The sequence below is a fragment of the Paraburkholderia sp. JHI869 genome (assembly GCF_038900775.1).
Classification (GTDB): domain Bacteria; phylum Pseudomonadota; class Gammaproteobacteria; order Burkholderiales; family Burkholderiaceae; genus Paraburkholderia.
In genome coordinates, this window is the sequence record NZ_JAYMSC010000004.1 from 463,180 (window position 1) to 489,253 (window position 26,074).

Sequence of the window (26,074 nt, forward strand, 5' to 3'; positions counted from 1 at the left end):
TTTCTTCTTCTTTGTGAGCGATTGAACAGTCAGGCGGCGCGCCTCGGCACGCGCGGCCGCCCGCGATGCGCGATTACTGACGGCCCTCGCCGTGGCCAAGCACCACGTACTTCATCGAGGTCAGCCCTTCCAGACCAACCGGGCCACGCGCATGCAGCTTGTCGTTCGAAATGCCGATCTCCGCGCCCAGGCCGAACTCGAAGCCGTCGGCAAAGCGCGTCGACGCGTTCACCATCACGCTGGCCGAATCGACTTCGCGCAGGAAGCGCATCGCGCGGTCATGGTCCTCGGTGACGATCGCATCGGTATGGTGCGAACCGTAGTGGTTGATATGCTCAACTGCGTCGTCGAGCGTATCGACCACCTTCACCGCCAGCACAGGCGCGAGGTACTCGGTGCGCCAGTCTTCTTCCGTGGCGTCCACAAGCGGGCCAACGCCGGCGTCCGCAAGAATCGAGCGCGCTGCGGCATCCACGCGCAACTCCACTTCTTTTTCGCGATACAGGCGACCGAGCGGCGGCAACACGTCATGCGCAATGCCGCGTGCCACGAGCAGCGTCTCCATCGTGTTGCAGGTGCCGTAGCGATGCGTCTTGGCGTTGTCGCACACGGCCAATGCCTTCGCGAGGTCGGCGCGGTCGTCCACGTACACATGGCAGATGCCGTCCAGGTGCTTGATCATCGGCACGCGCGCTTCAGCCATCAAGCGCTCGATCAGGCTCTTGCCGCCGCGCGGCACGATCACGTCGACGTACTCCGTCATGGTGATGAGCTTGCCCACCGCAGCACGGTCCGCCGTTGCCACGACCTGCACCGCGTCCTGCGGCAAGCCCGCCGCAGCAAGCCCCTCGCCAATCAGCTTCGCGAGCGCCGTATTGCATTCGAGCGCCTCGGAGCCGCCGCGCAGGATCGTGGCGTTGCCCGACTTCAGGCACAGCGCCGCGGCGTCGATCGTCACGTTCGGGCGCGACTCGTAGATGATGCCGATCACCCCGAGCGGCACACGCATCTGGCCGACCTGAATGCCGCTCGGACGGTACTTCAGGTTGCTGATCTCGCCGATAGGGTCCGCCAGCGCGGCCACCTGGCGCAAACCTTCCACCATCGTCTTCAGCGCCTTGTCCGACAGCGTAAGGCGGTCGATGAAGGCCGCATCGTGGCCCTTCTCCTTCGCCCGCGCGAGGTCGCGCGCGTTCGCGTCCTTCAGTTGCTGCGCATCGCGCTCGATGGCTTGCGCCACCGCTTCGAGCGCCGCGTTCTTCGCGGCCGTCGAGGCCCGTGCCATCGCGCGCGAAGCTTTGCGGGCGCGGCGGCCGAGGTCGGTCATGTACTGGTCGATATCCATGGTGTCTTTCGTCATGCGGCGCGTGAGGGGCAGTCAGATGCGCTGCCCGAGCGCGATTCGATTCAAAACGGTCAAAGCCGATTTTAAGGCCAGCCGCCAAGGTTTGCTGGACGCGGCCAGGCGGCTCGGCGTGTGCGCCGGCCTCGTGGCTGGCTAAAGGCAGTTGCAGAAGTGCCGGTTCAAGCGAGCGAGGAACGCTTCAGCCCGGCCGGCGCGACGGCCCTGCGGTGCGCGGTCGGGCCGCCGCCGCTGCCGCTGCGGCCGCCGCGGCCGGGCTACCTGGCTGACCACCGGGCTGCGCGCGCCCTGGCGCTGCAGCACCGTGCGCACCGCCAACGGCGCGCGCCTGCGTGGCGCTTTCGCGGGGCGCCGCCACCGTCATCGCCAGTTCGAACAGACCGTCCCAGGCGTCGGGCGGCAGCGCGTTGCGCCAGTCGGCGCGCGACTGACCGGAAAGCCCCTTCACCTGGCGGTCGAGCCGCGCCGCGAGCGCGAGGCCGCGCTCCAGCGTCGCCTCGCTCAAACGCGAAAGCGCCGGCCCGATGAGCCGCTCGCGCGGCCCCCACACGCGGTTCTCGCGCAGCAACATGGCGTGCGGCTTGCCCGCCGCCACGCCGCGCTTGATACGCAGCAGCGTGCGGATTTCCTCGACGACAGCCCAAAGCACCAGCACAGAGGCCTCGCCCTCGCCCTGCAGTCCGTCGAGCATGCGAGCCAGGCGGCCGACGTCGCCCGTCAGCATCGCCTCGTTGAGCTTGAAAACGTCGTAGCGCGCGACGTTGAGCACGGCGTCGTGTATCTGCTCGAAGCTCAGCACGCCTTGCGGATACAGCAGTCCGAGCTTCTGAATTTCCTGGTGCGCCGCCAGCAGATTGCCTTCCACGCGCTCCGCCACGAATTGCAGCGCGCGCCGGCCGTCCTCACCAGGCGCCACGCGCTGGCCTTGCAGCGCGAGCCGCTGGCCGATCCAGTTCGGCAGCGCCGCGCGCTCGACGGGATCGACCTTCAGCGCGACGCCGCTTTCGGCCAACGCAGTGAACCACGCGGACTTCTGCGTGGCCGCGTCGAGCCGCGGCAGCGTGACGAGCATCAGCACATCGGGATTCGCCGATGCTGCGAGCGTCTTGAGCGCGTCCGCGCCTTCCTTGCCGGGCTTGCCCGACGGAATGCGCAACTCCACCAGTTGGCGATCGCCGAAGAGCGACATCGACTGGCTCGCGCCGAGGAGCGAACTCCAGTCGAAGCCGCGCTCGACCGTGAACACCGAGCGGTCGGTAAAGCCCGCCGCACGCGCGGCCGCGCGGATGCGGTCGCACGCCTCCTGGGCGAGCAGGTGTTCGTCGCCATAGACGACGTACAGGCCGGCCAGCCCTCTCGCGAGGTGCGGTTCGAGTGCGTCGGGTCGCAGTTGCATGTCGCTCGGTCGAAGTTCGCTCAGTAGAAAGAAACAGCGCGCATTACAGCGGCGGCGGAGGCAGCGGTGCGCGCGGGGCGACACCCGGCACGACCTGATCGGGCGTGGGGTTGATCGTCTTCAGCACCGCGAGGCGCCGCATCAGCTGGTCGACGGCGTCGTTCTGCATGTCGGTGAAGAGCAGATCGGCTTCTTGCGTCTTGGCGGTCGAGAACTGATCGCTATAGGTCATCGCGCGGTTCAGCGAGATCACACTCGGCTGGATCAGCACGGAGCCGTCCGGCCTCGTCAGCGTGTAGGTCAGCGAGTAGTTGACCTGATACTCCACGACTGCGCCGAGGGAATTGAGCGTGAGCGTGCTGAAACTACGTCCTTCGGAAACGCGCAGCACGGCGTCGGCATTGGCCACCGAATCGACCACGACCGAGTCGCTGCCGCCTTCGACCATACGCGAGAGGCGCCCGACGAACGGCGGCGGCGCGCCGACGACGGCGAGGCGCTTGAAGGCGAAATTTTCCTCGCCGCGCAACTGGAAGCCGCAGGCCGAGAGGGCTAGCGCGCTGCCCGCCACGAGCGGGAACAACCTGAGGAACGATCTGCGAATCACATGGACTCCCTGGGTTCGCGACAGAGTCGCCGGTGTCGGCTGAGCGGCGCCGCGCGCACTTCGCGCGCCACGCCGCTCGACATGGCCTTTGTTTGCCTCTTTAGACCACGATGTTCACGAGGCGGCCCGGCACGACGATGATCTTCTTCGGTGCACGGCCTTCCGCGAACTTGACGAACATTTCGTGCGCGAGTGCAGCCGCTTCGATCGCATCCTTCGGTGCGTCCTTGGCCACCGTCACGGCGCCGCGCACCTTGCCGTTCACCTGCAGCACGAGTTCGATCTCGGCCTGCTCGAGCGCCTTTTCATCGACCTTGGGCCACGGTGCGTCGAGCAGCGTGCCGTATTCGTCGCCATAACCGAGCGCCTTCCACAGTTCGAACGCGATGTGCGGCACGACCGGGTACAGCACGCGCAGCAGCACGCCAAACGTCTCGCGCTGCACGCCGGCACCGGCGCCCTTCGCGCCGTCGATGGCGTTGAGCATCTTCATCGCCGCCGACACGACGGTGTTGTACTGCAGGCGCTGATAGTCGAAGTCGGCCTGCTTGAGCACGCTATAAACCTCGCGGCGCAACGTCTTTTCGACGTCCGTGAGCGCCGCCGCGTCGAACGAAGCGCGCGACTGGATCGCGTCGGCGTTCGCGTGGCCGAAGGCCCAGACGCGGCGCAGGAAGCGGCTCGCGCCTTCCACGCCCGCGCCCGACCACTCCAGCTGCTGCTCGGGCGGCGCCGCGAACATCGTGAAGAGACGCGCCGTGTCCGCGCCGTACTGGTCGATCAGCACCTGCGGGTCGACGCCGTTGTTCTTCGACTTCGACATCTTTTCGATGCCGCCCAGCACCACAGGCTGGCCGTCGGCGTTCAGCGTCGCGCCGATCGGGCGGCCCTTGTCGTCGTGCGTGACGCTCACATCGGCCGGGTTGTACCAGGTCTTCTTGCCCGCGGCGTCTTCGCGGTAGAACGTTTCGTTGAGCACCATGCCCTGCGTGAGCAGGTTCTTCGCAGGCTCGCCGAACTTCACGAGACCGAGGTCGCGCGAGACTTTCGCCCAGAAACGCGAGTACAAGAGGTGAAGAATGGCGTGCTCGATGCCGCCGATGTACTGGTCCATCGGCATCCAGTAGTCGGTGCGCTCGTCGACCATGTTCTGCGCATCCGGCGCGGCGTAGCGGTAGAAGTACCACGACGAGTCGACGAACGTGTCCATCGTGTCGGTTTCGCGCTTCGCGTCGGCGCCGCAGGTCGGGCACTTGCAGTTCAGGAAGGCTTCGGACTTCGCGAGCGGGTTGCCCGTGCCGTCCGGCACGAGGTCTTCCGGCAGCACGACCGGCAGGTCCTTTTCCGGCACCGGCACGTCGCCGCAGCTCGGGCAATGGATGATCGGGATCGGCGTGCCCCAGTAGCGCTGGCGCGAAATACCCCAGTCGCGCAGGCGCCACGTGACCTGCTTGTCGCCCAGGTCGAGCGCCTTGAGGTCGGCGGCGACGGCGTCCACGGCCGCCGTGTAGGCGAGGCCGTCGTACTTGCCGCTGTTCACGCACACGGCGCGTTCCTTGTCGCCGTACCACTCCTGCCAGCCGTCGAGCGAGTACGTCTCGCCTTCCACGGCGATCACCTGCTTGATCGGCAGGTTGTACTTATGCGCAAACGCGAAGTCACGCTCGTCGTGGCCCGGCACGCCCATCACGGCGCCTTCGCCATAGCTCATCAGCACGTAGTTGCCGATCCACACCGGCACTTGCTCATGCGTGAGCGGGTGCGTCACGGTAAAGCCCGTGGGCATGCCCTTCTTTTCCATCGTCGCGACGTCGGCTTCGGCCACGCCGCCGCGCTTGCATTCGTCGATGAACGCCTGGAGCTCCGGCTTGCCTTGCGCGAGACGCGTGGCGAGGGGGTGCTCGGCCGCAATCGCGGCAAAGGTCACGCCCATAATCGTGTCGGCGCGCGTGGTGAACACGCGCAGCAGCTTCTTCTCGCCGTCCAGCTCATACGGGAAGCCGAAGTTCACGCCGAAGCTCTTGCCGATCCAGTTCTGCTGCATGATCTTCACGCGCTCGGGCCAGCCGAGGCCGTCGAGGTCGTTCAGCAGTTCATCGGCGTACTGCGTGATGCGCAGGTAGTACATCGGGATTTCGCGCTTTTCCACGAGCGCGCCCGAGCGCCAGCCGCGCCCGTCGATCACCTGCTCGTTGGCGAGCACGGTCTGATCGACCGGGTCCCAGTTCACCGTGCCGGTCTTCTTGTAGGCGATGCCCTTCTCGAGCATCTTCAGGAAGAACCACTGGTTCCACTTGTAGTAGTCGGGCTTGCAGGTGGCGATTTCGCGCGACCAGTCGATGGCGAGACCCATCGACTGCATCTGGCCCTTCATGTACTCGATATTGTCGTACGTCCACTTCGCCGGCGGCACGCTGTTGGCCATTGCGGCGTTTTCGGCGGGCATGCCGAACGCGTCCCAGCCCATCGGCATCAGCGTGTTGTAGCCGTTCATGCGCAGATAACGGTACATCACGTCGTTGATCGTGTAGTTCCGCACGTGGCCCATGTGCAGCTTGCCCGACGGATACGGCAGCATCGAGACGCAGTAGAACTTGGGCTTGTCGGCCGTTTCGGCCGTCCGGTAAGCGTCGGTGGCGCGCCATTCGCCTTGCGCGGCGGATTCGACGTCGGAGGGAACGTATTTTTCGAGCATGGTGTGGATGGTGAACGCTGAAAACGGGCGCTTTCGGTGCCGGATGCACCGGGCCGGCCGTTCACGATACCGGCAGGTTGCGGCGGTTTCGCTGGGCCCGTTTTTAAAGGAAACGTTGATTATACCGTTGACTGGCGTGCGCTCAGTGCGCACCAGCGGGCGGCTCGGTCACGAAGCCAAGGCGCGTGAGACCGGCCTGCTGCGCGGCGCCCATCACCTGGGCGATTACGTCGTAGCGCGTCTCGCGCGCGGCGCGCAGTTGCAGCTCGGGCTGCTGCGACTCGGGCGCTTTACCCGCGGCCGCGAAGCGCGCGCGCAGTTCGTCCAGCGTGATGGGTTGGGCGTTCCAGTAGAGCTTGCCGGCGGCGTCGATGGAGAGCGTAACGGTTTGCGCCGTTTGCTGCGCGGGCTCGGCGGCGACCTTCGGCAAATCGAGCCGGATCGCGTGCGAGAAAAGCGGCGCGGTGATGATGAAGATGACGAGCAGCACGAGCATGACGTCGATGAGCGGCGTCATGTTGATGTCCGACATGGGTGCCGAATCGCGCTTCTTTTCGAGTCCGCCGAATGCCATACGCGTTGCCTCCTACGACTCGGCGCGCGCGCCTTCGCGCAGCGCGCCCTGCGCCCCCTCGCGGCGCAGCGGCGCGCCTTCAGGCGCGCAGGCATAGGCGTGCAGATCGTGGGCGAAGCCGTCGAGATCGTCGCAAAGCTGGCGCACGAGGCGACCGAGCACGTTATAGGCGAGCACCGCCGGAATCGCGACGACGAGACCGAAAGCCGTCATGATGAGCGCCTCGCCCACCGGCCCGGCCACGTTCTCGATCATCGCCTGGCCGCTAGCCGCAATGCTGCCGAGCGCGTGATAAATGCCCCAAACCGTGCCGAGGAGGCCCACGAACGGCGCCGTGCTGCCCACCGAGGCCAGCAGCACCTGCCCAAACTCAAGGCGCCGCTGCGAGGCTTGTAGCGCGCCGCGCAGCGCGCGCAGCACACGCTCGCCGCGGTCCACGCGGGCGAGCATCATGCCGGGTGCGTCGGCTTCCTCGGCGGCGAGCGCCGCCTGCGCGAGCGGCAGGAAAACGCGCTCGCGGTCGATGCCGCGCATGGCGGCCACGCCGTCTGCGAGCGTGCGCGCCTGCCAGAAGCGCGCGATGGCGCGCGGCCCCTGGCGCTTCGCGCGCAGGAGGATCCAGCTCTTGATGATGAGAAAACACCAGCTCGCGACCGACATGGCCAGCAATACCCACGCAACCGCGTGGGTGACCGCATCGCCCGTCTGCAGATAGTGAATGACTCCGGAACTCGCTGCCATCGGACCTCGCTCACTGTCTGTCCGGCGCCGCGGGAGCTGGGCCGGACCTAAGGGAAACGCTCAGCGCAGGCCGAGCACGTCCTGCATATCGTACAGGCCGTTGGCCTTGTCCTGCAGAAAGCGCGCGGCGCGCACGCTGCCTTGCGCATACGAAAGGCGGCTCGAGGACTTATGCGTGATCTCGATGCGCTCGCCAATGCCCGCGAACAAGACCGTATGATCGCCGACGATATCGCCGCCGCGAATCGCCGAAAACCCGATCGTCGAAGGGTCGCGCTCGCCCGTCACGCCTTCGCGGCCGTACACGGCGCATTCGTCGAGATTGCGGCCGAGCGCTTTCGCCACGGCCTCGCCCATCGCAAGCGCGGTGCCCGAGGGGGCGTCGACCTTGTGGCGATGGTGCGCCTCGATGATCTCGATGTCGTAGCCGGTCTCGAAAAAGCGCGCCGCGTATTCGAGCAGCTTGAGCGTGACGTTCACACCCACGCTCATGTTGGCCGCGAACACGACACCGACCTTTTGCGCCGCCGCGCCGAGTTGCGCCTTTTGCTGGGCGTCGAAGCCGGTCGTGCCGATCACCATCTTCACGCCGTGGCGCTGCGCCGCCTCGAGATGCACGAGCGTGCCTTCGGGGCGCGTGAAGTCGATCAGACAGTCGCTTTGCGCGAAAACCTGCTCGATATCGTCGGTGATGCGCACGCCGGTGTCCTTGCCGAGGAACGCGCCGGCGTCCTGGCCAACGGCGGCCGAACCCTTGCGCACGAGCGCGCCCGATAGCGTGACGTCGGGCGAATTGAGGACGGTTTCGATGAGCATGCGGCCCATGCGGCCCGATGCACCGGCGATTGCGATTTTCATGAGTCTTCCTGCCAATGTGTCGCTGGCAGCGACGCCGGATGCAACAAAGCGCCGCCAAAAAACGCGGCGGCCGGTAATGACACCTCGGCCGCCGATTCGAAGCGTGGCACGCCTCGCGCACCACGCCCTGCTTGTCTTACCGGCTCAGCCGGCTCAGTTGCTCGGGGCCGCAGCAGCCCCCGAAGCCGGCACCGTGGGCGGCGCGGCGAGCGACGAATCCCGCGCGGGACCGGACGTCGACGTATTGGTGTCGCCGGTGCCTTGCGCGCCGGGAGCCGGGCCCACCGGATTGCTCTGCACGCCCTGAATCTGCGGCTGCGGCTGACGATGCAACTGCACCTGTGAAGGCATCGTACCGACGTTCTGCGGCAACGCCGACGACTGCGGATTGCCCGCGCGCACCGACGGCGTGAGGCCGGTTGGCGTTTGCACGGCTTCCGTGGCGCGGTTCGCGGCGGCGGCCGCCTGCGCGTTGGCGTCCTGCGGCAGCGCACTGGTGGCGGTGCCGAGTTCCGACGACGGCGTGCGCGCCGTGTCGCCGACGGTCGGGCCGGTCGCGCTCGACGCCTGATCGGGCGCGCCCGCAGCCGCCACCGGCGCCGAAGCGCCCGACGCCGGCGCAGCCGCGACGGCCTTCTTCTTGCCGCTGCGGTCGCCATCGATTTCGGCGAGCAGTTCGAGGTTCGAGGGCAGGTCTTCACCGCCCGACCAGCTCGCTACGCGGTCGCCTTCGAACAGCACGACGAAGTCACGCTGCTGGACCACGGAGGTCGAGCCGCGCTTGAAATAGAAGATGTAGTCCCAGCGGTTCGCGTGGAACATGTCCGTGAGGAGCGGCGTGCCGAGCAGTTGCTTGACCTCGGCGCGCGACATGCCCACCTTCATCTGCGCCGCGGCTTCCGCCGAGACGAAGTTGCCTTGCACGATGGTAATGCGGTAGGGCGTGATGCTCTGGGCGACACGCTGCGTCACGCTGTCGTAAGTTTTACAGCCGGCGAGCGCCGCGAACGCGGCCGCAGCCAGCAGGGTGCACGCCAGGCGGCCGCCGTGCATGCGCCGGCCGATCGTTGTGAATTCTGGAATCATTTCCCTCACCGTGCGGGCTTTTCGCGAAGCCGCGCGTATTCTGTAGAAGATCGTTCGAAGTTCTGGCGAAAATGCCCGGAACGGCAAAAACGCATTAACATAACAACCTAGCATTGTACTCCAGGGACTTATCGTCATGACCAATCCAACCGATCTCAAGAACATCGGCCTCAAGGCGACGCTGCCTCGCCTCAAGATCCTGGAGATTTTTCAGCACAGCCCCGTGCGCCATCTGACCGCCGAAGACGTCTATCGCAACCTGCTGAACGAGGAGCTCGACATCGGCCTCGCCACGGTCTACCGGGTTCTCACGCAGTTCGAGCAGGCGGGCTTGCTCACGCGCAGCAATTTCGAATCGGGCAAGGCGGTGTTCGAGCTCAACGAAGGCAGTCATCATGACCACCTCGTGTGTCTCGACTGCGGAATCGTTGAAGAATTTTTCGACCCCGAAATCGAAAAGCGCCAGCAGATGATCGCCAACGAGCGTGGCTTCAAGCTCCAGGAACACGCACTCGCCCTGTACGGCGCGTGCACGAAGGAAAACTGCCCGCACCGCAAGCACTGAGCGGCGGCAGGCTGTACACGCGCAAACGCCCCGGCAGATCTGCCGGGGCGTTTGCGCTTGGGGCGACGGATTTCGAGAAAAGCCGGCCGGGCCTCAGGCGGGCACGAGCGACGTGTCCGCTTGCACGAGCCGCAGGGCCTCTGCGAGCGCGATCTCGTCGCAGTTCGGCTGCGCGCCGCCGCGGTCGATCACCACGAAGTCGCTCACGCGTTCGAAAGCAAGCAACGGGTGATGCCAGACGCCTTTGGCGTAATTGACGCCTTGCCCGCGTCCGGCCCAGAACGCCCGCAGCCCCGCCGGATCGAACTCGCCCGCGGGCGCGACCACCACCGCGTAGGCCACGTCGCCGAGCGGCACGAACGCCTGGCTGCCGAGCGGATGCCGCTCCATCATCGCGATCTCCACGGGCCACGCGCGCGGTTGCGCGCGGAACACGCTGACGATGGGGCGGCCGCCCGCCTCGTTCACATCGATGGCGGCGAGATCGTGAAAGCGCTCGGTCGTGCCGCCGTTGATCGGAAAGTGGCGCGCGCCATCGAGTTCGATGACGTCGCCAAAGGGCGCGAACGCCTCGCGCGTCAAGGGTTCCATGTGCAGGATCTGCATCGCGGCTCCTCGTTCAGACGGGTTCGCCCCACAGGCGCAGGCGCGAAACGCCGCCGTCCGGGAAGATGTTGAAACGCACGTGCGTGACCGGGCCGAGCGCGCCAATCCCGCTCTCGAACACGTGTTGCTTGTCCATTTCGAGCTTCTGCTCGCCAAGCAGCTCAGGCCAGAACATCGCCTGGGTGACGAGCGAGTCGTCGGTGCCGCCCGTCACGCTCGCCGCCTGCAGCGAGCAGCGATCCGGATAGTTGCCCTTGAAGTGCGCCGTGTCGACTTCGATCTTGCGGATGATGCCGGGGCGCGCGAGCGCCACGATCGCCCAGTCGTTGCCAGGTTCCCGGCGGCGGCGCGTTTCCCAGCCGTCGCCCATGTTCACGCCGCGGCCCGGCATGAGGATGGTCGAGGCCAGCCCGAAGTGCTGGTTGTTGGCCGCGACGAGATACGCGCCGTTCTCGATCGCGCCCAGATCGATGAGGCTGCCGCGCTCCACCTTGCTCCAGTCGCGGCGCGGCTGGCCGTACACGCGCAAACGCGCGAGACCGCCGTCCGGATAGAGATTCACGCGCAGATGCGTGAACGCACGCGTATCGCTCACTTCGACGTAGTGGTGCTGGTTGCCCTGCAATGTCGTCGCGGGGACGATGGTCTGCCAGTCGGCGTTGTCGCCGGGCGTTTCGTCGTCGCCGCCTTGCGCGTAGCACGCCTCGATCGAAGCCGCCGGCGGAAAGTTGCCCGTGAAATGGCTCGTGTCGAGATCGAGGCCGTAGATCACGCCTGGGCGCGCGAGGCGCACGATGCAGAAGTCGTGGCCCGTCGTGCGCTTGCGGCGCGTTTCCCAGCCGTCCATCCACTTGCCGTGGTCGTCGTACTTGCCGGGGATGAAGACCGCGGGCTGCGGGTCGAGCATGCGCTCCTTCGGCGCGAAGAACTCGTCGCTCGCGTGGAGCGCGCGCGCGCCCAGACGCGGATCGGCGAGGTTCATGTAGCGGCGCGTGAAGGCAGGAGCGTTGGGGTCGAGAGTCGGAATGGCCATGATGGTGTCGTTCGCTTGAAGTGGTCAGTTGATCGAAGAAAGGTGAATGCCGGGTGAATGGTCAAGCGTGCGCATGCTTGCCGCCGAGCGCGCTGTCTTCGCCATGCGCTGCGTCCGCATCGCTGTCGCCGGCCGGCACGTAGAGAAAGCCTTCGTCGAGGTTCAGCACACGCTTGGCGCGCACCTTGTCGATGTCGTGCTCCCACACCGCGACCACCACCGTCGCGACGCAGTTGCCGATCAGGTTCGTGAGCGCGCGGGCGATGCCGACGAACCAGTCCACCGGCAGGATCAGCACGAGGCCGAGCACGGGAATCGCGGGAATGGCGGAGAGCGTGGCGGCGAGAATCACGATCGCCGAGCCGGGAATGCCGTGCGCGCCCTTCGAAGTAATGAGCGAAACCAGCACGACGACGATGAGGTCGTGCATCGAGAGCGGCGTGTTGGTCGCCTGCGCGATGAAGATCACTGCGAGCGTGAGGTAGATCGAAAAGCCGTCGAGGTTGAACGAGTAGCCGGTCGGGATCACGAGGCCTACGGTGGAGTCCTTCACGCCCATGAATTCGAGCTTGCGCATGATCTGCGGCAGCACGGCGTCCGAAGAAGCGGTGCCAAGCACGATCGAGAGTTCTTCGCGCAGGTAGCGGATCAGCTTGAACACGTTGAAACCCGCCAGACGCATGACGATGCCGAGCACGACCGCGACGAACACGATGCAGCTCGCGTAGAACACGATCACGAGCAGGCCGAGTTGCTTAAGCGATGCCACGCCGTACGTGCCGGTTGTGAACGCGATCGCGCCGAGCACGCCGAGCGGCGCGAGCTTGATGATGAAGCCCATCACGCGGAAGAACACCTGTGAAAGTTCGTCGATCAGGCCGTTCACGCGCTGCGCCTTCGGGCCGAGCAGCGAGAGCGCGCTGCCGAACAGCACTGAGAACACGAGAATCTGCAGGATGTCGCCCTTCGCGAAGGCGTCGAAGGCGGTCTCGGGAATGATCTTGAGCAGGAAACCAGCCGTGTCCTTCAGGCTCTTGGCGTGCTCGGTGTACGCCGCAAGCGAGGCGGCATCGAGCGAATGCAGATCCACGTTCATGCCCGCGCCCGGACGCGTGACGTACGCAAGCACGGCGCCGATCACGAGCGCGACGGTCGTCATCGCCTCGAAATACACCACAGACTTCAGGCCGACGCGGCCCACCTTCTTGAGGTCGCCTGCGTGCGCCATGCCGCTCACGACCACGCAGAACACAATCGGCCCGATCACCATCTTGATGAGCTTGAGAAAGCCGTCGCCGAGCGGCCGCAGCGACTGGGCGAAATGGGGAAATAACGCGCCTACGACGATGCCCAGCACGAGGGCGATCACTACGCGGCCAAACAGCGAATTGAAGAACTTCGTCACGACTGTCTCCTACTGAGCAAGGGGGAGCAAGCAACTGTTCTGACTGGTCTGACCAGCACTGTTATGGTGGATAGTAGAAAGCCGATATACTGGAGTCAAGGTTGGGAGGCGGGGTGTTTACCCTCGTGCGGTCTGACCAGTTTGCGGGCCGGAGCGCAACGCTTTGTCCCGCGGCGCGAGGGCGTTGATGCGATGCACCATGCGTGTGCGCCGTACAGGACTACAATACCGGTCAGACCACGCGATCGAAGCCCGCGCCACCCGATGAAGAACGTTCCGCACACCGTTACCGACGCCGCCATCGCCACGATCCGCGAACGGATCGAGGGTGGCCTGTATCCGGTCGGCAGCCTGCTGCCTGCGCAGCGGCAGCTTTCCGAGGAACTGGCGATCAGCCGCGCATCGCTGCGCGAGGCGCTTTCGACGCTCGAAGCGCTCGGCATGCTGTCGATTCGCGCGGGCAAGGGCGTGTACGTAACGAGCGCGCAGGCCACGAACGCCCACCCGTGGCGTTTCGCCGATCAGTCCTCGCTGCCCGACACCTACCAGATGCGCTACGCGCTCGAAGGCTTCGCCGCGCGCATGGCGGCGCTCGCCATCGGCGACGCCGACGTCGCGTGGCTCGAGCAGAACACCGAGGCGCTGCACAGCGCCCTCGCCTGCGACGAGCTCGACGAAGCCGCGCAACTCGACTTCGAGTTCCACATGCGCATCGTCAATCTCGCGGGCAACGCGGCGATCGAGTCGATCCTGCGCAGCAGCGCCGACATCATGAAAGAAAGCCAGCGCATGCCGTTCTACCGGCGCGAGCGCGTGCTTTCCACGCACCGCGAGCACGGCCTGATCGTGGTGGCGCTGAAGGCGCGCGACTCGGCAGCGGCCGGCGAGGCAATCGAGGCGCACATCGCCAATGCGGCACAGCGCGCGGGCGTGTACTTCCCTACTCCGCCGACGTTTGCCAGCGCGGTGCAAAGCGCGATCGAAAAATAAGGTCGAAAAAAAACCGCCCCGAAGGGCGGTTTTTTCATCCAGCGTGTGAAGCGTGCTTACTTCGCGTTCGCGAGCGCCACAGCCGTGTCCAGCATGCGGTTCGAGAAGCCCCACTCGTTGTCGTACCAGCTCGACACCTTCACGAGACGGCCCGAGACCTTCGTGAGCGTGGAGTCGAACGTCGACGATGCCGGGTTGTGGTTGAAGTCGATCGACACCAGCGGTGCGTCGTTGTAGCCGAGGATGCCCTTGAGCGAGCCTTCCGAAGCTTCCTTCATGATCGCGTTGACTTCTTCGACCGTCGTGTCGCGCTTGGCGATGAACGACAGGTCGACGATCGACACGTTGATGGTCGGGACGCGGATGGCGTAGCCGTCCAGCTTGCCGTTCAGTTCCGGCAGCACGAGGCCAACAGCCGATGCAGCACCCGTCTTCGTCGGGATCTGGCTGTGCGTGGCCGAGCGCGCGCGGCGCAGGTCTTCGTGGTACACGTCGGTCAGAACCTGGTCGTTCGTGTACGCGTGGATCGTCGTCATCAGGCCGGTTTCAAGGCCGATCTTGTCGTTCAGCGGCTTGACGAGCGGTGCCAGGCAGTTCGTCGTGCACGATGCGTTCGAGATGACCGTGTCCGATGCCTTCAGCACGTTGTGGTTCACGCCGTAGACGATGGTCGCGTCGACGTCCTTACCGCCCGGCGCCGAGATGATCACCTTCTTCGCGCCGCCCTTGATGTGCGCGCTCGCCTTTTCCTTGGTCGTGAAGAAGCCCGTGCATTCCATCACGACGTCGACGCCCAGTTCGCCCCACGGCAGTTCTGCCGGGTTGCGGTTGGCCAGCACGCGGATACGGTCGCCGTTCACGACGAGGTAGTCGCCGTCGACCTTCACTTCACCCGGGAACTTGCCGTGTGCCGTGTCGTATTGCGTCAGATGCGCGTTGGTCTTCGCGTCACCCAGGTCGTTGATCGCAACGATCTGGATGTCGTGCTTCTTGCCGTTCTCGTAGAACGCGCGAAGCGTGTTACGGCCGATGCGGCCGTAGCCATTGATAGCGACGCGAATGGTCATGGTTTATCTCCTAAGGGCTGAAAAATTCTGAAACCAGTGCTGCGCTGACGTCGACGCCGGGCTGGGCGGCTTGAGTTGAACCCAAGCGGGACGCTCAAGGCAGCGGGCCCGCCAGATCTTGCCGATCAGGCGGGCCCGTAACGCATGCTTAGTTGTCGAGCGCGGCCTTGGCCGTCGCGACGACATGATCGACCGTGAAGCCGAAGTGCTTGAACAGCGCGCCAGCCGGGGCCGATTCGCCGAACGTGTCGATACCGACCACGCCGCCTTCGAGGCCCACGTACTTGCGCCAGAAGTCGGTCACACCGGCTTCGATCGCGACGCGGCGCACGCCCTTGGGCAGCACGCGCTCGCGGTATTCGGCGTCCTGCTTGTCGAACACGTTGGTCGACGGCATGGACACCACACGAGCGCCGATGCCTTCGCGCTGCAGCGCTTCGACGGCCTTCATCGCCAGTTCGACTTCCGAGCCCGTGGCGATCAGGATGATCTTGCGGCTCGGGATATCGTCGTTCCAGTCCTTGAGCACGTAACCGCCCTTGGCGATGTTCGCGATCTGCGCGTCCGTGCGCTCGTTGAACTGCAGGTTCTGACGGCTGAAGATCAGCGACGACGGGCCGTGATGCGAGATCGACTCGGTCCAGGCCACCGCAGTTTCCACGGTGTCGGCCGGACGCCAGAGCGTCATGTTCGGGATCAGGCGCAGGCTCGCGACCTGTTCGATCGACTGGTGCGTCGGGCCGTCTTCGCCCAGGCCGATCGAGTCGTGCGTGAACACGAAGATCGACGGGCACTTCATCAGTGCGGCCACGCGCAGCGCGTTGCGGCTGTAGTCCGAGAACGTGAGGAACGTGCCGCCGAACGCCTTGTAGCCGCCGTGCAGGTTCAGGCCGTTGAGCGCCGCGCTCATGCCGAACTCGCGCACGCCGTAGTTGATGTGGTTGCCCCACTGGATGCCGCTCTCGCCTGCCTTCGCGGCGCGCACGGGCTTCGAAGCCTTCCAGTTGGTGAGGTTCGAGCCGGTCAGGTCGGCCGAGCCGCCCAGCAGTTCGGGCAGCGCTGCTGCGAGGCCTTCGATAGCCTGCTGCGAAGCCTTACGCGTGGCGACAGTTTCCTTGCGCGAATCGGCGCCAGCGACGATCGCGGCGGCCTTCTGCGCCCAGTCGGCGGGCAGCTTGTGCGCCATGCGGCGCTCGAACTCGGCGGCTTCGGTCGGGTACTTCGACTTGTACGCGGCGAACTGTTCGTTCCATGCGGCTTCGAACTTCGCACCGGCAGCCTTGGCGTCCCAGTCTGCGTACACTTCCTGCGGCAGCGTGAACGGCTCCCAATTCCAGCCGACGGCTTCGCGCCACTTGGCGATTTCTTCCGCGCCGAGCGCCGAGCCATGCACATCGTGCCCGCCCTGCTTGGTGGGCGCGCCCTTGCCAATGATGGTCTTGCAGCAGATCAGCGTAGGCTTGTCCGATGCCTTGGCCTGCTTGATGGCCGCGTCGACCGCGTCGACGTCATGACCGTCCACGTGCGGGATCACGTTCCAGCCGTAGGCTTCGAAGCGTTCCGGCGTGTTGTCGTGGAACCAGTTGACCACGTCGCCGTCGATCGAGATGCCGTTGTCGTCGTACAGCGCGATCAGCTTGTTCAGCTTGAGCGTGCCGGCGAGCGAGCAGGCTTCGTGCGAGATGCCTTCCATCAGGCAGCCGTCGCCGAGGAACACGTACGTATGGTGATCGACGATCTTCGCGTCAGCCTTGTTGAACTCCGCTGCGAGCAGCGCTTCAGCCAGCGCCATGCCAACCGAGTTCGCCAAGCCCTGGCCGAGCGGGCCCGTGGTCGTCTCGACGCCCGGCGTGATGCCGAACTCGGGGTGACCCGGCGTCTTCGAGTGCAGCTGACGGAAATTCTTCAGCTCCGCCATCGGCAGGTCGTAGCCCGTGAGGTGCAGCAGCGAGTACAGCAGCATCGAGCCGTGGCCATTCGACAGCACGAAGCGGTCGCGGTCGCTCCAGAGCGGGTTCGTCGGGTTATGGCGCAGATGGCGCGACCACAGCGCAACGGCAATCTCGGCCATGCCCATGGGCATGCCGGGGTGACCGGAGTTCGCTTGCTGAACGGCGTCCATGGACAGCGCACGAATGGCGTTGGCCATCAACTGGGTGGTAGCGGGGGAGGCGGAGGACGAGGTCGTCATGTCGAGTCCGGAAGTGTGCAAAAAGCGGCGTGGGCGGCGCAGGTCGCGAACAGCGCAAACGGCGGGCGCACACAGCAGCGCGGAGGTCCGGCAAGCTCGGCAAATCGCCCGCTCAAGCGCACATGCGGCGCCAGGAGACGCGAAACGGCCGGAGCAAACGGAGAGGGCTGCAAAGCGGAATATTCTAGCAGATCGTGGGGATTATCCCTGGACGTAGGGCGCGGGGTATGCGCCGTGCGCGCCGATGTCCCCGCGTTGTCCGCTGGCGGGGCCGGGGGGCAGTTCACGCACTCTATAATGGCTCTGTTGACCCCATTTTCCGCGCGATTTTCGCGCGCACCGGCGCCCCGGCAGCGCATCTCTACCTCCGCGACCTGCACGCTGCCTTCACCGTCGTCCGCCCGCTTGCCGCCTACGTGCCGCTCTACGGTTCGCTCTGGCTCATGGCGATCGCGAGCGACGCGCTCGACCCCGCCAGCGTCGACGAGACCACGTTGCAGGCGCGCGCAACTGAACGCGAGCTCGGAGGCTTGCGCTATTACGACCCGCAACTGCACTCGGCGTTCTTAAAAGCTTCATGCACAGCCCGCGATAAACTAGGCGAATTCCTACAGCTTTAGTGGTCCTGTCCATGGACAATGGCGGGTCCCAAGCGCTTTTTTCATGCGCGCCCTCGCCCAGAGCGGCACGGCGCTTCATCCGAACCGCGAAACTGGAGAGACTCGATGACCCCACCCCGCCCTGCCGGCGTGCCGTGGCTGACCCCGTATCTGACGGTGCGCGACGCGCGCGCGTCAATGGACTTTTATCAGGCAGCGCTCGGTTTTGCGGTACGCGATAGCGTGGAGGACGACGGCGCGATCATGCACGTGGAAATGACTTACCGCGATCAGCTGATCGTCATGTTCGCGCCGGAGGGTGCATTCGGTTCGACGGCGCGCACGCCCAAAAGCGCACAGACCGTCGCGCCGCAATCTTTTTATCTGTATGTCGACGACGTCGACGCGGTGTATGCGCGGGCGCTCGAAGCCGGCGCGAAATCGCTGAGCGAGCCACAGGACCAATTCTGGGGGGACCGTTTCGCGCAGGTCGAAGACCTCGACGGTTACCGCTGGGCGCTTGCTCGCCACTTGTCCTGAATCAATGAGAAATAGTCTTATGCCCCGCTTTTTCGTCGGCAGCGCCCTGCAATCCGACGAGGTTGTCACCCTTCCTGACGAAGTCACCCGCCATGTCCGGGTGCTGCGCCTGCAGCCCGGCGACACCATCGTGCTGTTCAACGGTCTTGGCGGCGAATACAGCGCCGAGATTCTCGAAATGGAGCGCCGCGACACGCAGGTGCGCATTGGCCCTTACCGCGACTTCGAAGCCGAGCCGCCTTACCGGCTCACGCTCGCCCAGGGCATTGCCGGCAGTGACAAGATGGACTGGCTGATCGAAAAGGCCGTCGAACTGGGGGCGACGAACTTCGTGCCGCTGACCACCTCGCGCAGCGTCGTGCGGCTTTCGGGCGAGCGCGCCGTGCGCCGCCAGGCGCACTGGCAGCGCATCGTGCAGGCTTCGTGTGAACAGTGCGGGCGCAACCGCATGCCCGACGTCGCGCCCACGCGCGAAATCGCCACGTGGCTCGGCTCCCTGCCCAAGCGCCCGGGCGAAGGCGAACTGCGCGTGCTGCTCTCGCCGCGCGCCAACGTCTCGTTCTCGTCCTTGCCGGTCGAGCCGCCTTCGGGCGAGGTGACGGTGCTGGTCGGGCCTGAGGGCGGATTCTCGTCACAGGAAGAAGCGGCAGCGCTCGACCACGGCTTCATCGCCGTGGGGCTCGGGCCGCGCGTGCTGCGCACGGAAACGGCGGGCATCGCCGTGCTCTCGGCGCTCGCCGCGCGCTGGGGTGGCTGGTAAGGGTGGTTGGTAGGCAGCAGCGCGTAAAAATGACAAAGCCCGCTGGAAAGCGGGCTTGTGGTTTTCTGTCGCATGCGCGCGACGGAACGTGAGTCGAACGTCAGGCGAACGAATAAAAAACGCGGAACGGCACCTTGCGTTCAGCCCAGTACTCCGAAGCCTCGCGAAATACGTCGAGCAGCGTCTCCCGCCCGTCCTTGTCGAACTTCTGGGCAATCGGCAACCCTTCCAGCACGATCACGAAACCCGGCTGCTCGCCGGCCTTCTGCACCAGATCGGTCAGGCAGTCGTACAAGCCATCGTAATTCTTGCCGAAATGCTTCGGAAACAGAAACGACGTGGCAATGGTCTCGAGCACTTCCTGCTTGGTTTGCGCATTCGCGCAGAACGCAAAGAGGAAATGTTGCTGCAGCCGCTGGGCTTCGTCCGCGAGATCCTGAATGCGAAATGCCCGGATCGATTGGACGATATTCGGCTGCACAGTCGAAAACAGGCTCATGGCCCCCTCGTTCGATGAAAGCGCAGCCTCGCCCTGGTGCGCCTCGCTGTCTTGCTTCAACTGCATGACGCGCTGGAACAGGTTGCCCTCCCCGGACGCGAACAGATCGCTCGCGACCCGGGGGTCGTGCGCGTAAACGTTATCGCTCATGCCGCTCATCCCGGTGTCAATCAATAATTCGCCTGAAACTGGCGTAGTGGTCGTCGGAGTAGTAACAGTTGTCGGTCTGCTTGCGCGGGCCGCCACAAACAATGCGCTTGGCGCCGCGGTTGTGCGCGCTCGGCGTCGGGACCGTGTACTCGTGATAGTAGCCCCGCCGATGCGGTGGCAATATCCGTTCAAAATTCCCGAATACGACGCCGTCCTTCTCGTAAGGAAACGGGCCGCCCGCCGCAATCAGGCTCAACGTATTCACCGCCTCGCGCGGAAGTTCGTTGACCGAAATGCTACCGACCGAATTACCCGCATCTTCCGGCTGACTCGTGCGCGCCTGAGCGCCACCTGCCGCGAGCGCTACGGTTGCGACCAGCGCCACCGCTGCGGCGCGCCGCAAGCTACGCAGTGAGTCCGCTAAACCGCCGCCGAAACAATGAGTTAGACGAGGCGCCATTGCCTGGTTCCCGCTTCCCTGGTTACGCGTTCGACGACCATGAAAGGTGTAAGGGTATCGCTAATGATGCCTGGAAGCAACGTTAGTCAGGCGAGGGCGACTAGAGCTTCACCGCGCACAAGGGCCAAATCGGTAATTTTTACAATCTTGTTTTGCGCGATTCTGGGAGATTGCGCAGGGTCTCGCGGGTGAAAAAAAATCGGCGCGCTCGCAGGAGCACGCCGATTTTCGGAACCGCATCGCCGATGCCGCCGGCAACTTGTGCGAATGAGCTTAACGCGCCGCGTTCACGTCCGCGACGAGCAGCGCCGTCATGTTGACGATGCGGCGCACGGTGGCGGAAGCCGTCAGCACGTGCACCGGCTTGGCTGCGCCGAGCAGGATCGGCCCGATGGCGATGTTGTTGCCGGCCGCCGTCTTGAGCAGGTTGTAGGAAATGTTTGCGGCGTCGATGTTCGGCATGATGAGCAGATTCGCTTCGCCTTCGAGCGTCGACTCGGGCAGGATCTCCTTGCGCAGGTTCGCGTCGATCGCCACGTCGCCGTGCATTTCGCCGTCCACGTGAAGATCCGGAGCGCGCTCCTGGAGGAGCTCGAGCAGATCGCGCATCTTCTGCGCGCTAGGCGCGTTGCTCGAACCGAAGTTCGAGTGCGAGCACAGCGCGATCTTCGGCTCGATGCCGAAGCGGCGCACTTCCTCGGCCGCCATGATGGTGATTTCCGCGAGCTGCTCCGGCGTCGGGTCGACGTTGACGTGCGTGTCGACGATAAAAATCTGGCGGTTCGGCAGCACGAGCGCGTTCATCGCCGCGTAGACATTGCAGCCTTCCTTCTTGCCGATCACCTGATCGATGAAGTGCAAGTGGCGGTGCGTCGTGCTGACCGTGCCGCAGATCATGCCGTCGGCTTCGCCTCGCTGCACGAGCATCGACCCGATCAGCGTGGTGCGGCGGCGCATTTCGAGCTTCGCCATTTGCTGCGTGATGCCCTTGCGCGCCATGAGCTTCGCGTAGCTTTGCCAGAAGTCGCGGTAGCGCTCGTCGTGATCGGTGTTGACCACCGTGTAGTCCTGGCCGGCCACGAGCCGCAGGCCGTAGCGCGCGATGCGCTGCTCGATCACCGACGGGCGGCCGATCAGGATGGGCTTCGCGAGCTTTTCGTCGACCGCGATCTGCACCGCACGCAGGATGCGCTCCTCCTCGCCCTCGGCGAACACGATGCGCTTCTTCTCCGGCTCCACGGCGCGCGCGAGCTGGAAGATCGGCTTCATGGTCGTGCCGCTGTGGTAGACGAACTGCTGGAGGTGCTGCTCGTAGGCGTCCATGTCCTCGATCGGACGGGTCGCGACGCCCGAGTCCATCGCCGCCTTGGCCACCGCCGGTGCGATCTTGACGATCAGGCGCGGGTCGAAGGGCTTCGGGATCAGGTATTCAGCCCCGAACTGCAGATCCTGAATGCCGTAAGCCGTGGCCACGACATCGCTCTGCTCCTGGCGCGCCAGTTCCGCAATCGCGTTCACGGCGGCGATTTCCATTTCGCGCGTGATGGTGGTCGCGCCCGCGTCGAGCGCGCCGCGGAAGATGAACGGGAAGCACAGGACGTTGTTCACCTGGTTCGGGTAATCCGTACGGCCTGTGGCGAGCACAGCGTCCGGACGCACTTCGAGCGCGAGTTCCGGCAGGATTTCCGGCGTGGGGTTGGCGAGCGCGAGAATGAGCGGCTTCGCGGCCATCTGCTTGACCATGTCCTGCTTGAGCACGCCGCCCGCGGAGAGGCCGAGGAAAATATCGGCGCCTTCGATCACTTCGGCGAGCGTGCGCGCGTTGGTCTCGCGCGCGAAACGCTCCTTGTCCGGGTCCATCAGCTCGGTGCGGCCCTTGTAGACCACGCCCGCGAGGTCCGTCACGACGATGTTTTCGAGCGGCAGGCCAAGATCGACGAGCAGGTCCAGACACGCCAGCGCCGCCGCGCCCGCGCCCGAGGCGACCAGCTTCACGTCCTTGATGTCCTTGCCCACGACCTTCAGGCCGTTCGTGAAGGCGGCCGCCACCACGATGGCCGTGCCGTGCTGGTCGTCGTGGAAGACCGGAATCTTCATGCGCTTGCGCGCTTCGCGCTCGACGATGAAGCACTCGGGCGCCTTGATGTCTTCGAGGTTGATGCCGCCGAACGTCGGTTCGAGCGCGGCGATCACGTCGACGAGCTTGTGCGGGTCGGTCTCGTTCAGCTCGATGTCGAACACGTCGATGCCCGCGAACTTCTTGAAGAGCACCGCCTTGCCTTCCATCACCGGCTTCGAGGCGAGCGGCCCGATGTTGCCGAGGCCGAGCACGGCCGTACCGTTCGACACGACGCCCACGAGATTGCTGCGCGCCGTGAAACGCGCGGCGTTGAGCGGATTCTCGACGATCGCCTCGCACGCGAACGCAACGCCTGGCGAGTACGCGAGCGAGAGATCGCGCTGATTGATCATCTGCTTGGTCGGCGCGATCGCGATCTTCCCGGGCGTGGGGAACTCGTGATAATCGAGGGCGGCTTCGCGAAGCTTGTTCGTGGCGGGATTCGACATAAGAGGCGGGATGTTAGTGCAGATTAGAATAACAACTCGAACGCTAATCCGACCGATTGTAGCGCCAATCCCCGACAGCATTCCTTTCAGTTCGGGCGCAAGTGCCGCGACTGCAATGGGGGGAACGGCGCGCGCGCTGAAAGCGCGCTTACGACTATCGTCATAGACCTTTCGCCATGCTTTCCGAGTTCTCCCTGATCGACCGATATTTCGCGCGGCGCGCACGCACGAACACACAACGCGCCGCGCTCGGCATCGGCGACGACTGTGCGCTCATCGCGCCCGACGCCGGCGAAATGCTCGCCGTCTCGACCGACATGCTGGTGGAAGGCCGCCACTTTTTCCCCGATATCGACCCGCACGCGCTCGGCCACAAGGCGCTCGCCGTCAATCTGTCGGATCTCGCCGCGATGGGCGCGCAGCCGCTGGGCTTCACGCTCGCGTTCGCGCTGCCCAAGCCTCAGGAGGACTGGCTCTCCGCCTTTAGCGCGGGGCTCTTCGAACTGGCCGACCGTCACGGCTGCGAACTGATCGGCGGCGACACCACGGCCGGGCCGCTGAACCTGTGCCTCACCGTGTTTGGCTCGGTGCGTCAGGATGTCGCACTTCGGCGCGACGCCGCGCAGGCTGGCGACGACATCTGGGTTTCCGGCACGCCGGGGGACGCGCGCGCGGGCCTTGGCATGATGCGCGGCGAATGGCAGGTGAGCGAGCACGATGCAGCGCACTTTCGCCGCGCGCTCGAATACCCCGAGCCGCGCGTGGCGCTGGGCCTTGCGCTGCGCGGTGTGGCGCGTGCGGCGCTCGACGTCTCGGACGGCCTGGCCGGCGACCTGCGCCATATTCTGGAGCGCTCGAACCTGGCGGCGACCATCGACGTGGACGCCCTACCGCTCTCGCCCGCGCTTGCGCGCCTGCCGCGCGAAGCGCAGCTGCAATGCGCGCTCGCGGGCGGCGACGATTACGAACTGTGCTTCACGGCGGCGCCAACGCGGCGCGAGGACATCGAGGCGGCGGCGCAACATGCCGGCGTACGCGTCACGCGCATCGGTACAATGAATTCCCGCACCTCGCCTCAAGCGGCGCCCGAGATCGCCTGGCGCGACGCCGCGGGCACGCCGCTCAACCTGACGTTGCAAGGTTTCGACCACTTCCATGACTGACCCCACGCGCTCGCCCACCAACGACTTCGCGACGGCAGGGCAGCCTGCTCCGGCGGCCGGCGATACGCCGAACGCCGCCGCATCGGGCGCTTCAGGCACGCGCGCCCAGGCGAGCGGCCCGCGCCGCGCAGACGCGCCGTTCATGCTTACGCACCCGCTGCACATCATTTCGCTCGGCTTCGGCTCGGGGCTCTCGCGCCTCGCGCCCGGCACGGCCGGCACGCTGTTCGCATGGGCGGCGTTCGAAGTGCTCAACCGCTATCTAACGGTGACCGAGTGGGGACTGCTGATCTTCTTCGGCTTCTTTGCGGGCATCTGGATCACCGGGTTCACGGCGACGAAGCTGCGCACGGAAGACCCCTCGTCCATCGTCTGGGACGAGATCGTCGCATTCTGGCTCGTGCTGCTCATGATCACGCCAGTCGATTTCGAGGGCCGGCTCTGGGCGTTCGTCGTCTTCCGGTTTTTCGACATGGTGAAGCCGCCGCCCATCCGCTATTTCGACCGGCGTTTCAAGGGCGGGCTCGGCATCATGCTCGACGACATCGTCGCTGCGTTTTTCACGCTGCTCGTCATCGCGCTCTGGCGCATGTCGGTCTAACGCAACCTACAACGGATTGCTGCAATGTCTACCGATTCCGTCGTCCACCAACTCGCCATCCGCGTCGGCAACAAGCTGCGCGACGGGCGGCTCATGCTCGCGACCGCCGAGTCCTGCACGGGCGGCATGGTCGCCACCGCTGTCACCGACATTTCGGGCAGCAGCGGCTGGTTCGAGCGCGGCTTCGTGACCTATTCGAACCAGGCGAAGTCCGAGATGATCGGCGTGCCGCCCGAACTCATCGAAAAGCACGGCGCGGTGAGCGAACCGGTCGCGCGCGCCATGGCCGAAGGCGCGCTCAGCAATAGCCGGGCACAAGTTTCGCTCGCCATCACGGGCGTCGCCGGGCCGGGCGGCGGCACGCCGGAGAAACCTGTCGGCATGGTGTCGTTCGGCTGGAGCAACCGGCTGCATACGAGCGTCGAAACGCTGGTGTTCAAGGGCGACCGCGAACAGATCCGCGTGCAGGCCGCCGCGCACGCGCTGCGCGGGCTGCTTGCGTTTATCGACGAACAGGAACGTTAAGACCGGCCTGCGGCTCATTCGAGCGCCGGCGCCGGGATCAACACGGAGGCGCATGCCATGGCTACCGCGAATGCCGCAGTCGAAGATCTGATCCGCCGCTTCGGGCTCGAACCCCACCCCGAAGGCGGCTATTACAGCGAAACCTATCGCGCCGACAAGTTCGTGCGCCGCGACGGTGCGAACGACGCAGACGGCACGCGCGCGGCCTCGACGGCCATCTACTTCCTGCTCGCGGATGGCGCTTATTCGGCCTGGCACCGCATCCGCTCAGACGAGCTCTGGCATTTCTACGCGGGCTCGCCCATCGAGATCCATTCGATCGACGATCGCGGCGTGCTTTCCACACGCAAGCTCGGCCATGCGCTCGACCATCCGGGCACCGTGTTTCAGGCCGTGGTGCCTGCGGGCCACTGGTTCGCGGCGCGCTGCTGCGATCCGTCGACTTATGCGCTCGTGGGCTGCACGGTGGCGCCGGGGTTCGAGTTCAGCGAATTCGAGATCGCCGATGCCGCGAAGCTCGCCGAAAAATATCCGCTGCATCGTTCGATCATCGAGCTGTTTGGCAAGCCGGCTTCGGTAGCAAAGAAAGACTGAAATTAACCGCGTCGCGTCTCGAAACCCGCGCAAAAAAAAGCGGCGTGCCCGAAAGCACGCCGCAAACGTCCTACCACTCCGGCAGCCCCGCAAGGGGCCGCCGTTGAGCTCGCGGGCTCTACTCGCGAGCCCTCTCTCTCCACTTATTGCAGTGAGATCTGAACGCGCCGGTTAGGCGCAAGACACTGAATCACTTCCGGCGTCGCCTTCGTGCCCGCGCATTCCTTCACCGGATCTGCCGCGCCTCGTCCGTGGATTTCGTAGCGCTGGGCCGTGACACCTTCGGCTTGCAGCGCCGTGAGCACGGCCTGGGCGCGTTGCTGCGACAACTTCTCGTTGTGCGCCGCCGAGCCGAACCGGTCGGTGTAGCCGTCGATCTTCAGCCACTGAAGCTTCACCTTCGAATCGCGAATGCGCTGCCCCAGTTCACCCACCATG

The 26,074-nt window shown here is 65.3% G+C and carries 26 protein-coding genes; 9 read left to right on the plus strand and 17 right to left on the minus strand.

Translation table 11 applies throughout. The annotated features are described in order from the left end of the window. Positions 1–73: 73 nt before the first annotated feature. The 8 genes from VSR72_RS11045 to VSR72_RS11080 form a co-directional block, all read right to left on the minus strand. On the minus strand, positions 74–1,345 hold the full coding sequence (locus tag VSR72_RS11045) for a glutamate-5-semialdehyde dehydrogenase (RefSeq protein WP_342952438.1): 1,272 nt from the start codon (positions 1,343–1,345) through the stop codon (positions 74–76). A 199-nt stretch (positions 1,346–1,544) separates the two neighbouring features. Then, positions 1,545–2,759: a DNA polymerase III subunit delta gene (gene holA, locus VSR72_RS11050; RefSeq protein ID WP_342952398.1), complete on the minus strand. Its 1,215-nt coding sequence runs from the start codon at positions 2,757–2,759 to the stop codon at positions 1,545–1,547. A gap of 43 nt (positions 2,760–2,802) precedes the next feature. Continuing rightward, entirely contained in the window at positions 2,803–3,366 is a 564-nt protein-coding gene (lptE, locus tag VSR72_RS11055) for an LPS assembly lipoprotein LptE (protein WP_342952399.1), read from the minus strand. Between the two features lie 100 nt (positions 3,367–3,466). After that, complete coding sequence (leuS, locus tag VSR72_RS11060; RefSeq protein ID WP_342952400.1) at positions 3,467–6,061, minus strand: leucine--tRNA ligase; 2,595 nt, start codon at positions 6,059–6,061, stop codon at positions 3,467–3,469. 142 nt (positions 6,062–6,203) lie between these two features. Further along, positions 6,204–6,635, minus strand: a complete 432-nt coding sequence (locus VSR72_RS11065; RefSeq protein WP_342952401.1) for a biopolymer transporter ExbD — start codon at positions 6,633–6,635, stop codon at positions 6,204–6,206. A 12-nt stretch (positions 6,636–6,647) separates the two neighbouring features. Then, positions 6,648–7,376 (minus strand): MotA/TolQ/ExbB proton channel family protein, encoded by a 729-nt coding sequence (locus VSR72_RS11070; protein WP_342952402.1) that lies wholly within the window; start codon positions 7,374–7,376, stop codon positions 6,648–6,650. 60 nt (positions 7,377–7,436) lie between these two features. Continuing rightward, entirely contained in the window at positions 7,437–8,234 is a 798-nt protein-coding gene (dapB, locus tag VSR72_RS11075; RefSeq protein ID WP_342952403.1) for a 4-hydroxy-tetrahydrodipicolinate reductase, read from the minus strand. Positions 8,235–8,387: 153 nt separating this feature from the next. Further along, the gene (locus VSR72_RS11080) at positions 8,388–9,320 is read right to left on the minus strand and encodes an outer membrane protein assembly factor BamE (RefSeq protein WP_342952404.1); all 933 of its coding nucleotides are present in this window, start codon (positions 9,318–9,320) and stop codon (positions 8,388–8,390) included. A gap of 136 nt (positions 9,321–9,456) precedes the next feature. Here VSR72_RS11080 and fur point away from each other — a divergent pair, with 136 nt between their 5' ends. Next, entirely contained in the window at positions 9,457–9,885 is a 429-nt protein-coding gene (fur, locus tag VSR72_RS11085; protein WP_065065157.1) for a ferric iron uptake transcriptional regulator, read from the plus strand. A gap of 93 nt (positions 9,886–9,978) precedes the next feature. Here fur and VSR72_RS11090 read toward each other — a convergent pair whose 3' ends face one another. The 3 genes from VSR72_RS11090 to VSR72_RS11100 form a co-directional block, all read right to left on the minus strand. Continuing rightward, on the minus strand, positions 9,979–10,491 hold the full coding sequence (locus VSR72_RS11090; RefSeq protein ID WP_342952405.1) for an ureidoglycolate lyase: 513 nt from the start codon (positions 10,489–10,491) through the stop codon (positions 9,979–9,981). A 13-nt stretch (positions 10,492–10,504) separates the two neighbouring features. After that, positions 10,505–11,524: an allantoicase gene (gene alc, locus VSR72_RS11095; protein ID WP_342952406.1), complete on the minus strand. Its 1,020-nt coding sequence runs from the start codon at positions 11,522–11,524 to the stop codon at positions 10,505–10,507. A gap of 61 nt (positions 11,525–11,585) precedes the next feature. Continuing rightward, positions 11,586–12,929: a C4-dicarboxylate transporter DctA gene (locus tag VSR72_RS11100; protein WP_342952407.1), complete on the minus strand. Its 1,344-nt coding sequence runs from the start codon at positions 12,927–12,929 to the stop codon at positions 11,586–11,588. Positions 12,930–13,193: 264 nt separating this feature from the next. On the opposite strand from VSR72_RS11100, the gene VSR72_RS11105 reads away from it, so the two are divergent. Continuing rightward, complete coding sequence (locus VSR72_RS11105; RefSeq protein ID WP_342952408.1) at positions 13,194–13,919, plus strand: FCD domain-containing protein; 726 nt, start codon at positions 13,194–13,196, stop codon at positions 13,917–13,919. 56 nt (positions 13,920–13,975) lie between these two features. On the opposite strand, the gene gap is transcribed toward VSR72_RS11105, so the two are convergent. Both gap and tkt read right to left on the minus strand, forming a co-directional pair. Continuing rightward, positions 13,976–14,986, minus strand: a complete 1,011-nt coding sequence (gap, locus tag VSR72_RS11110; protein WP_342952409.1) for a type I glyceraldehyde-3-phosphate dehydrogenase — start codon at positions 14,984–14,986, stop codon at positions 13,976–13,978. Between the two features lie 148 nt (positions 14,987–15,134). Beyond that, positions 15,135–17,177 (minus strand): transketolase, encoded by a 2,043-nt coding sequence (gene tkt, locus VSR72_RS11115; protein WP_342952410.1) that lies wholly within the window; start codon positions 17,175–17,177, stop codon positions 15,135–15,137. Positions 17,178–17,404: 227 nt separating this feature from the next. Here tkt and VSR72_RS11120 point away from each other — a divergent pair, with 227 nt between their 5' ends. The 3 genes from VSR72_RS11120 to VSR72_RS11130 all read left to right on the plus strand — a co-directional run bounded on the left by VSR72_RS11120 (position 17,405) and on the right by VSR72_RS11130 (position 19,076). After that, a complete protein-coding gene (locus VSR72_RS11120) occupies positions 17,405–17,797 on the plus strand; it encodes a hypothetical protein (RefSeq protein WP_342952411.1) in 393 nt (130 codons plus the stop codon). 105 nt (positions 17,798–17,902) lie between these two features. Continuing rightward, positions 17,903–18,316 (plus strand): VOC family protein, encoded by a 414-nt coding sequence (locus VSR72_RS11125; protein WP_342952412.1) that lies wholly within the window; start codon positions 17,903–17,905, stop codon positions 18,314–18,316. A gap of 19 nt (positions 18,317–18,335) precedes the next feature. Then, a complete protein-coding gene (locus VSR72_RS11130; protein ID WP_342952413.1) occupies positions 18,336–19,076 on the plus strand; it encodes a 16S rRNA (uracil(1498)-N(3))-methyltransferase in 741 nt (246 codons plus the stop codon). Between the two features lie 100 nt (positions 19,077–19,176). On the opposite strand, the gene VSR72_RS11135 is transcribed toward VSR72_RS11130, so the two are convergent. The 3 genes from VSR72_RS11135 to VSR72_RS11145 all read right to left on the minus strand — a co-directional run bounded on the left by VSR72_RS11135 (position 19,177) and on the right by VSR72_RS11145 (position 22,753). Further along, positions 19,177–19,734 (minus strand): barstar family protein, encoded by a 558-nt coding sequence (locus VSR72_RS11135; protein ID WP_342952439.1) that lies wholly within the window; start codon positions 19,732–19,734, stop codon positions 19,177–19,179. A gap of 7 nt (positions 19,735–19,741) precedes the next feature. Then, on the minus strand, positions 19,742–20,185 hold the full coding sequence (locus VSR72_RS11140; protein WP_342952414.1) for a ribonuclease: 444 nt from the start codon (positions 20,183–20,185) through the stop codon (positions 19,742–19,744). Positions 20,186–20,458: 273 nt separating this feature from the next. Beyond that, the gene (locus VSR72_RS11145) at positions 20,459–22,753 is read right to left on the minus strand and encodes an NADP-dependent malic enzyme (protein WP_342952415.1); all 2,295 of its coding nucleotides are present in this window, start codon (positions 22,751–22,753) and stop codon (positions 20,459–20,461) included. A gap of 176 nt (positions 22,754–22,929) precedes the next feature. Here VSR72_RS11145 and thiL point away from each other — a divergent pair, with 176 nt between their 5' ends. Genes thiL through VSR72_RS11165 form a run of 4 tightly spaced genes read left to right on the plus strand, consistent with a single transcriptional unit; the run spans position 22,930 to position 25,636 of the window. Then, a complete protein-coding gene (thiL, locus tag VSR72_RS11150; RefSeq protein WP_342952416.1) occupies positions 22,930–23,916 on the plus strand; it encodes a thiamine-phosphate kinase in 987 nt (328 codons plus the stop codon). Then, on the plus strand, positions 23,909–24,517 hold the full coding sequence (locus tag VSR72_RS11155) for a phosphatidylglycerophosphatase A (protein WP_342952417.1): 609 nt from the start codon (positions 23,909–23,911) through the stop codon (positions 24,515–24,517). Before thiL ends, VSR72_RS11155 begins: the two co-directional genes overlap by 8 nt. A 24-nt stretch (positions 24,518–24,541) precedes the next feature. Continuing rightward, entirely contained in the window at positions 24,542–25,042 is a 501-nt protein-coding gene (locus VSR72_RS11160; RefSeq protein WP_342952418.1) for a CinA family protein, read from the plus strand. 57 nt (positions 25,043–25,099) lie between these two features. Then, entirely contained in the window at positions 25,100–25,636 is a 537-nt protein-coding gene (locus tag VSR72_RS11165; protein ID WP_342952419.1) for a cupin domain-containing protein, read from the plus strand. A gap of 143 nt (positions 25,637–25,779) precedes the next feature. Here VSR72_RS11165 and VSR72_RS11170 read toward each other — a convergent pair. Continuing rightward, a partial coding sequence (locus VSR72_RS11170; protein ID WP_342952420.1) for an OmpA family protein occupies positions 25,780–26,074 on the minus strand: 295 nt, incomplete at its 5' end.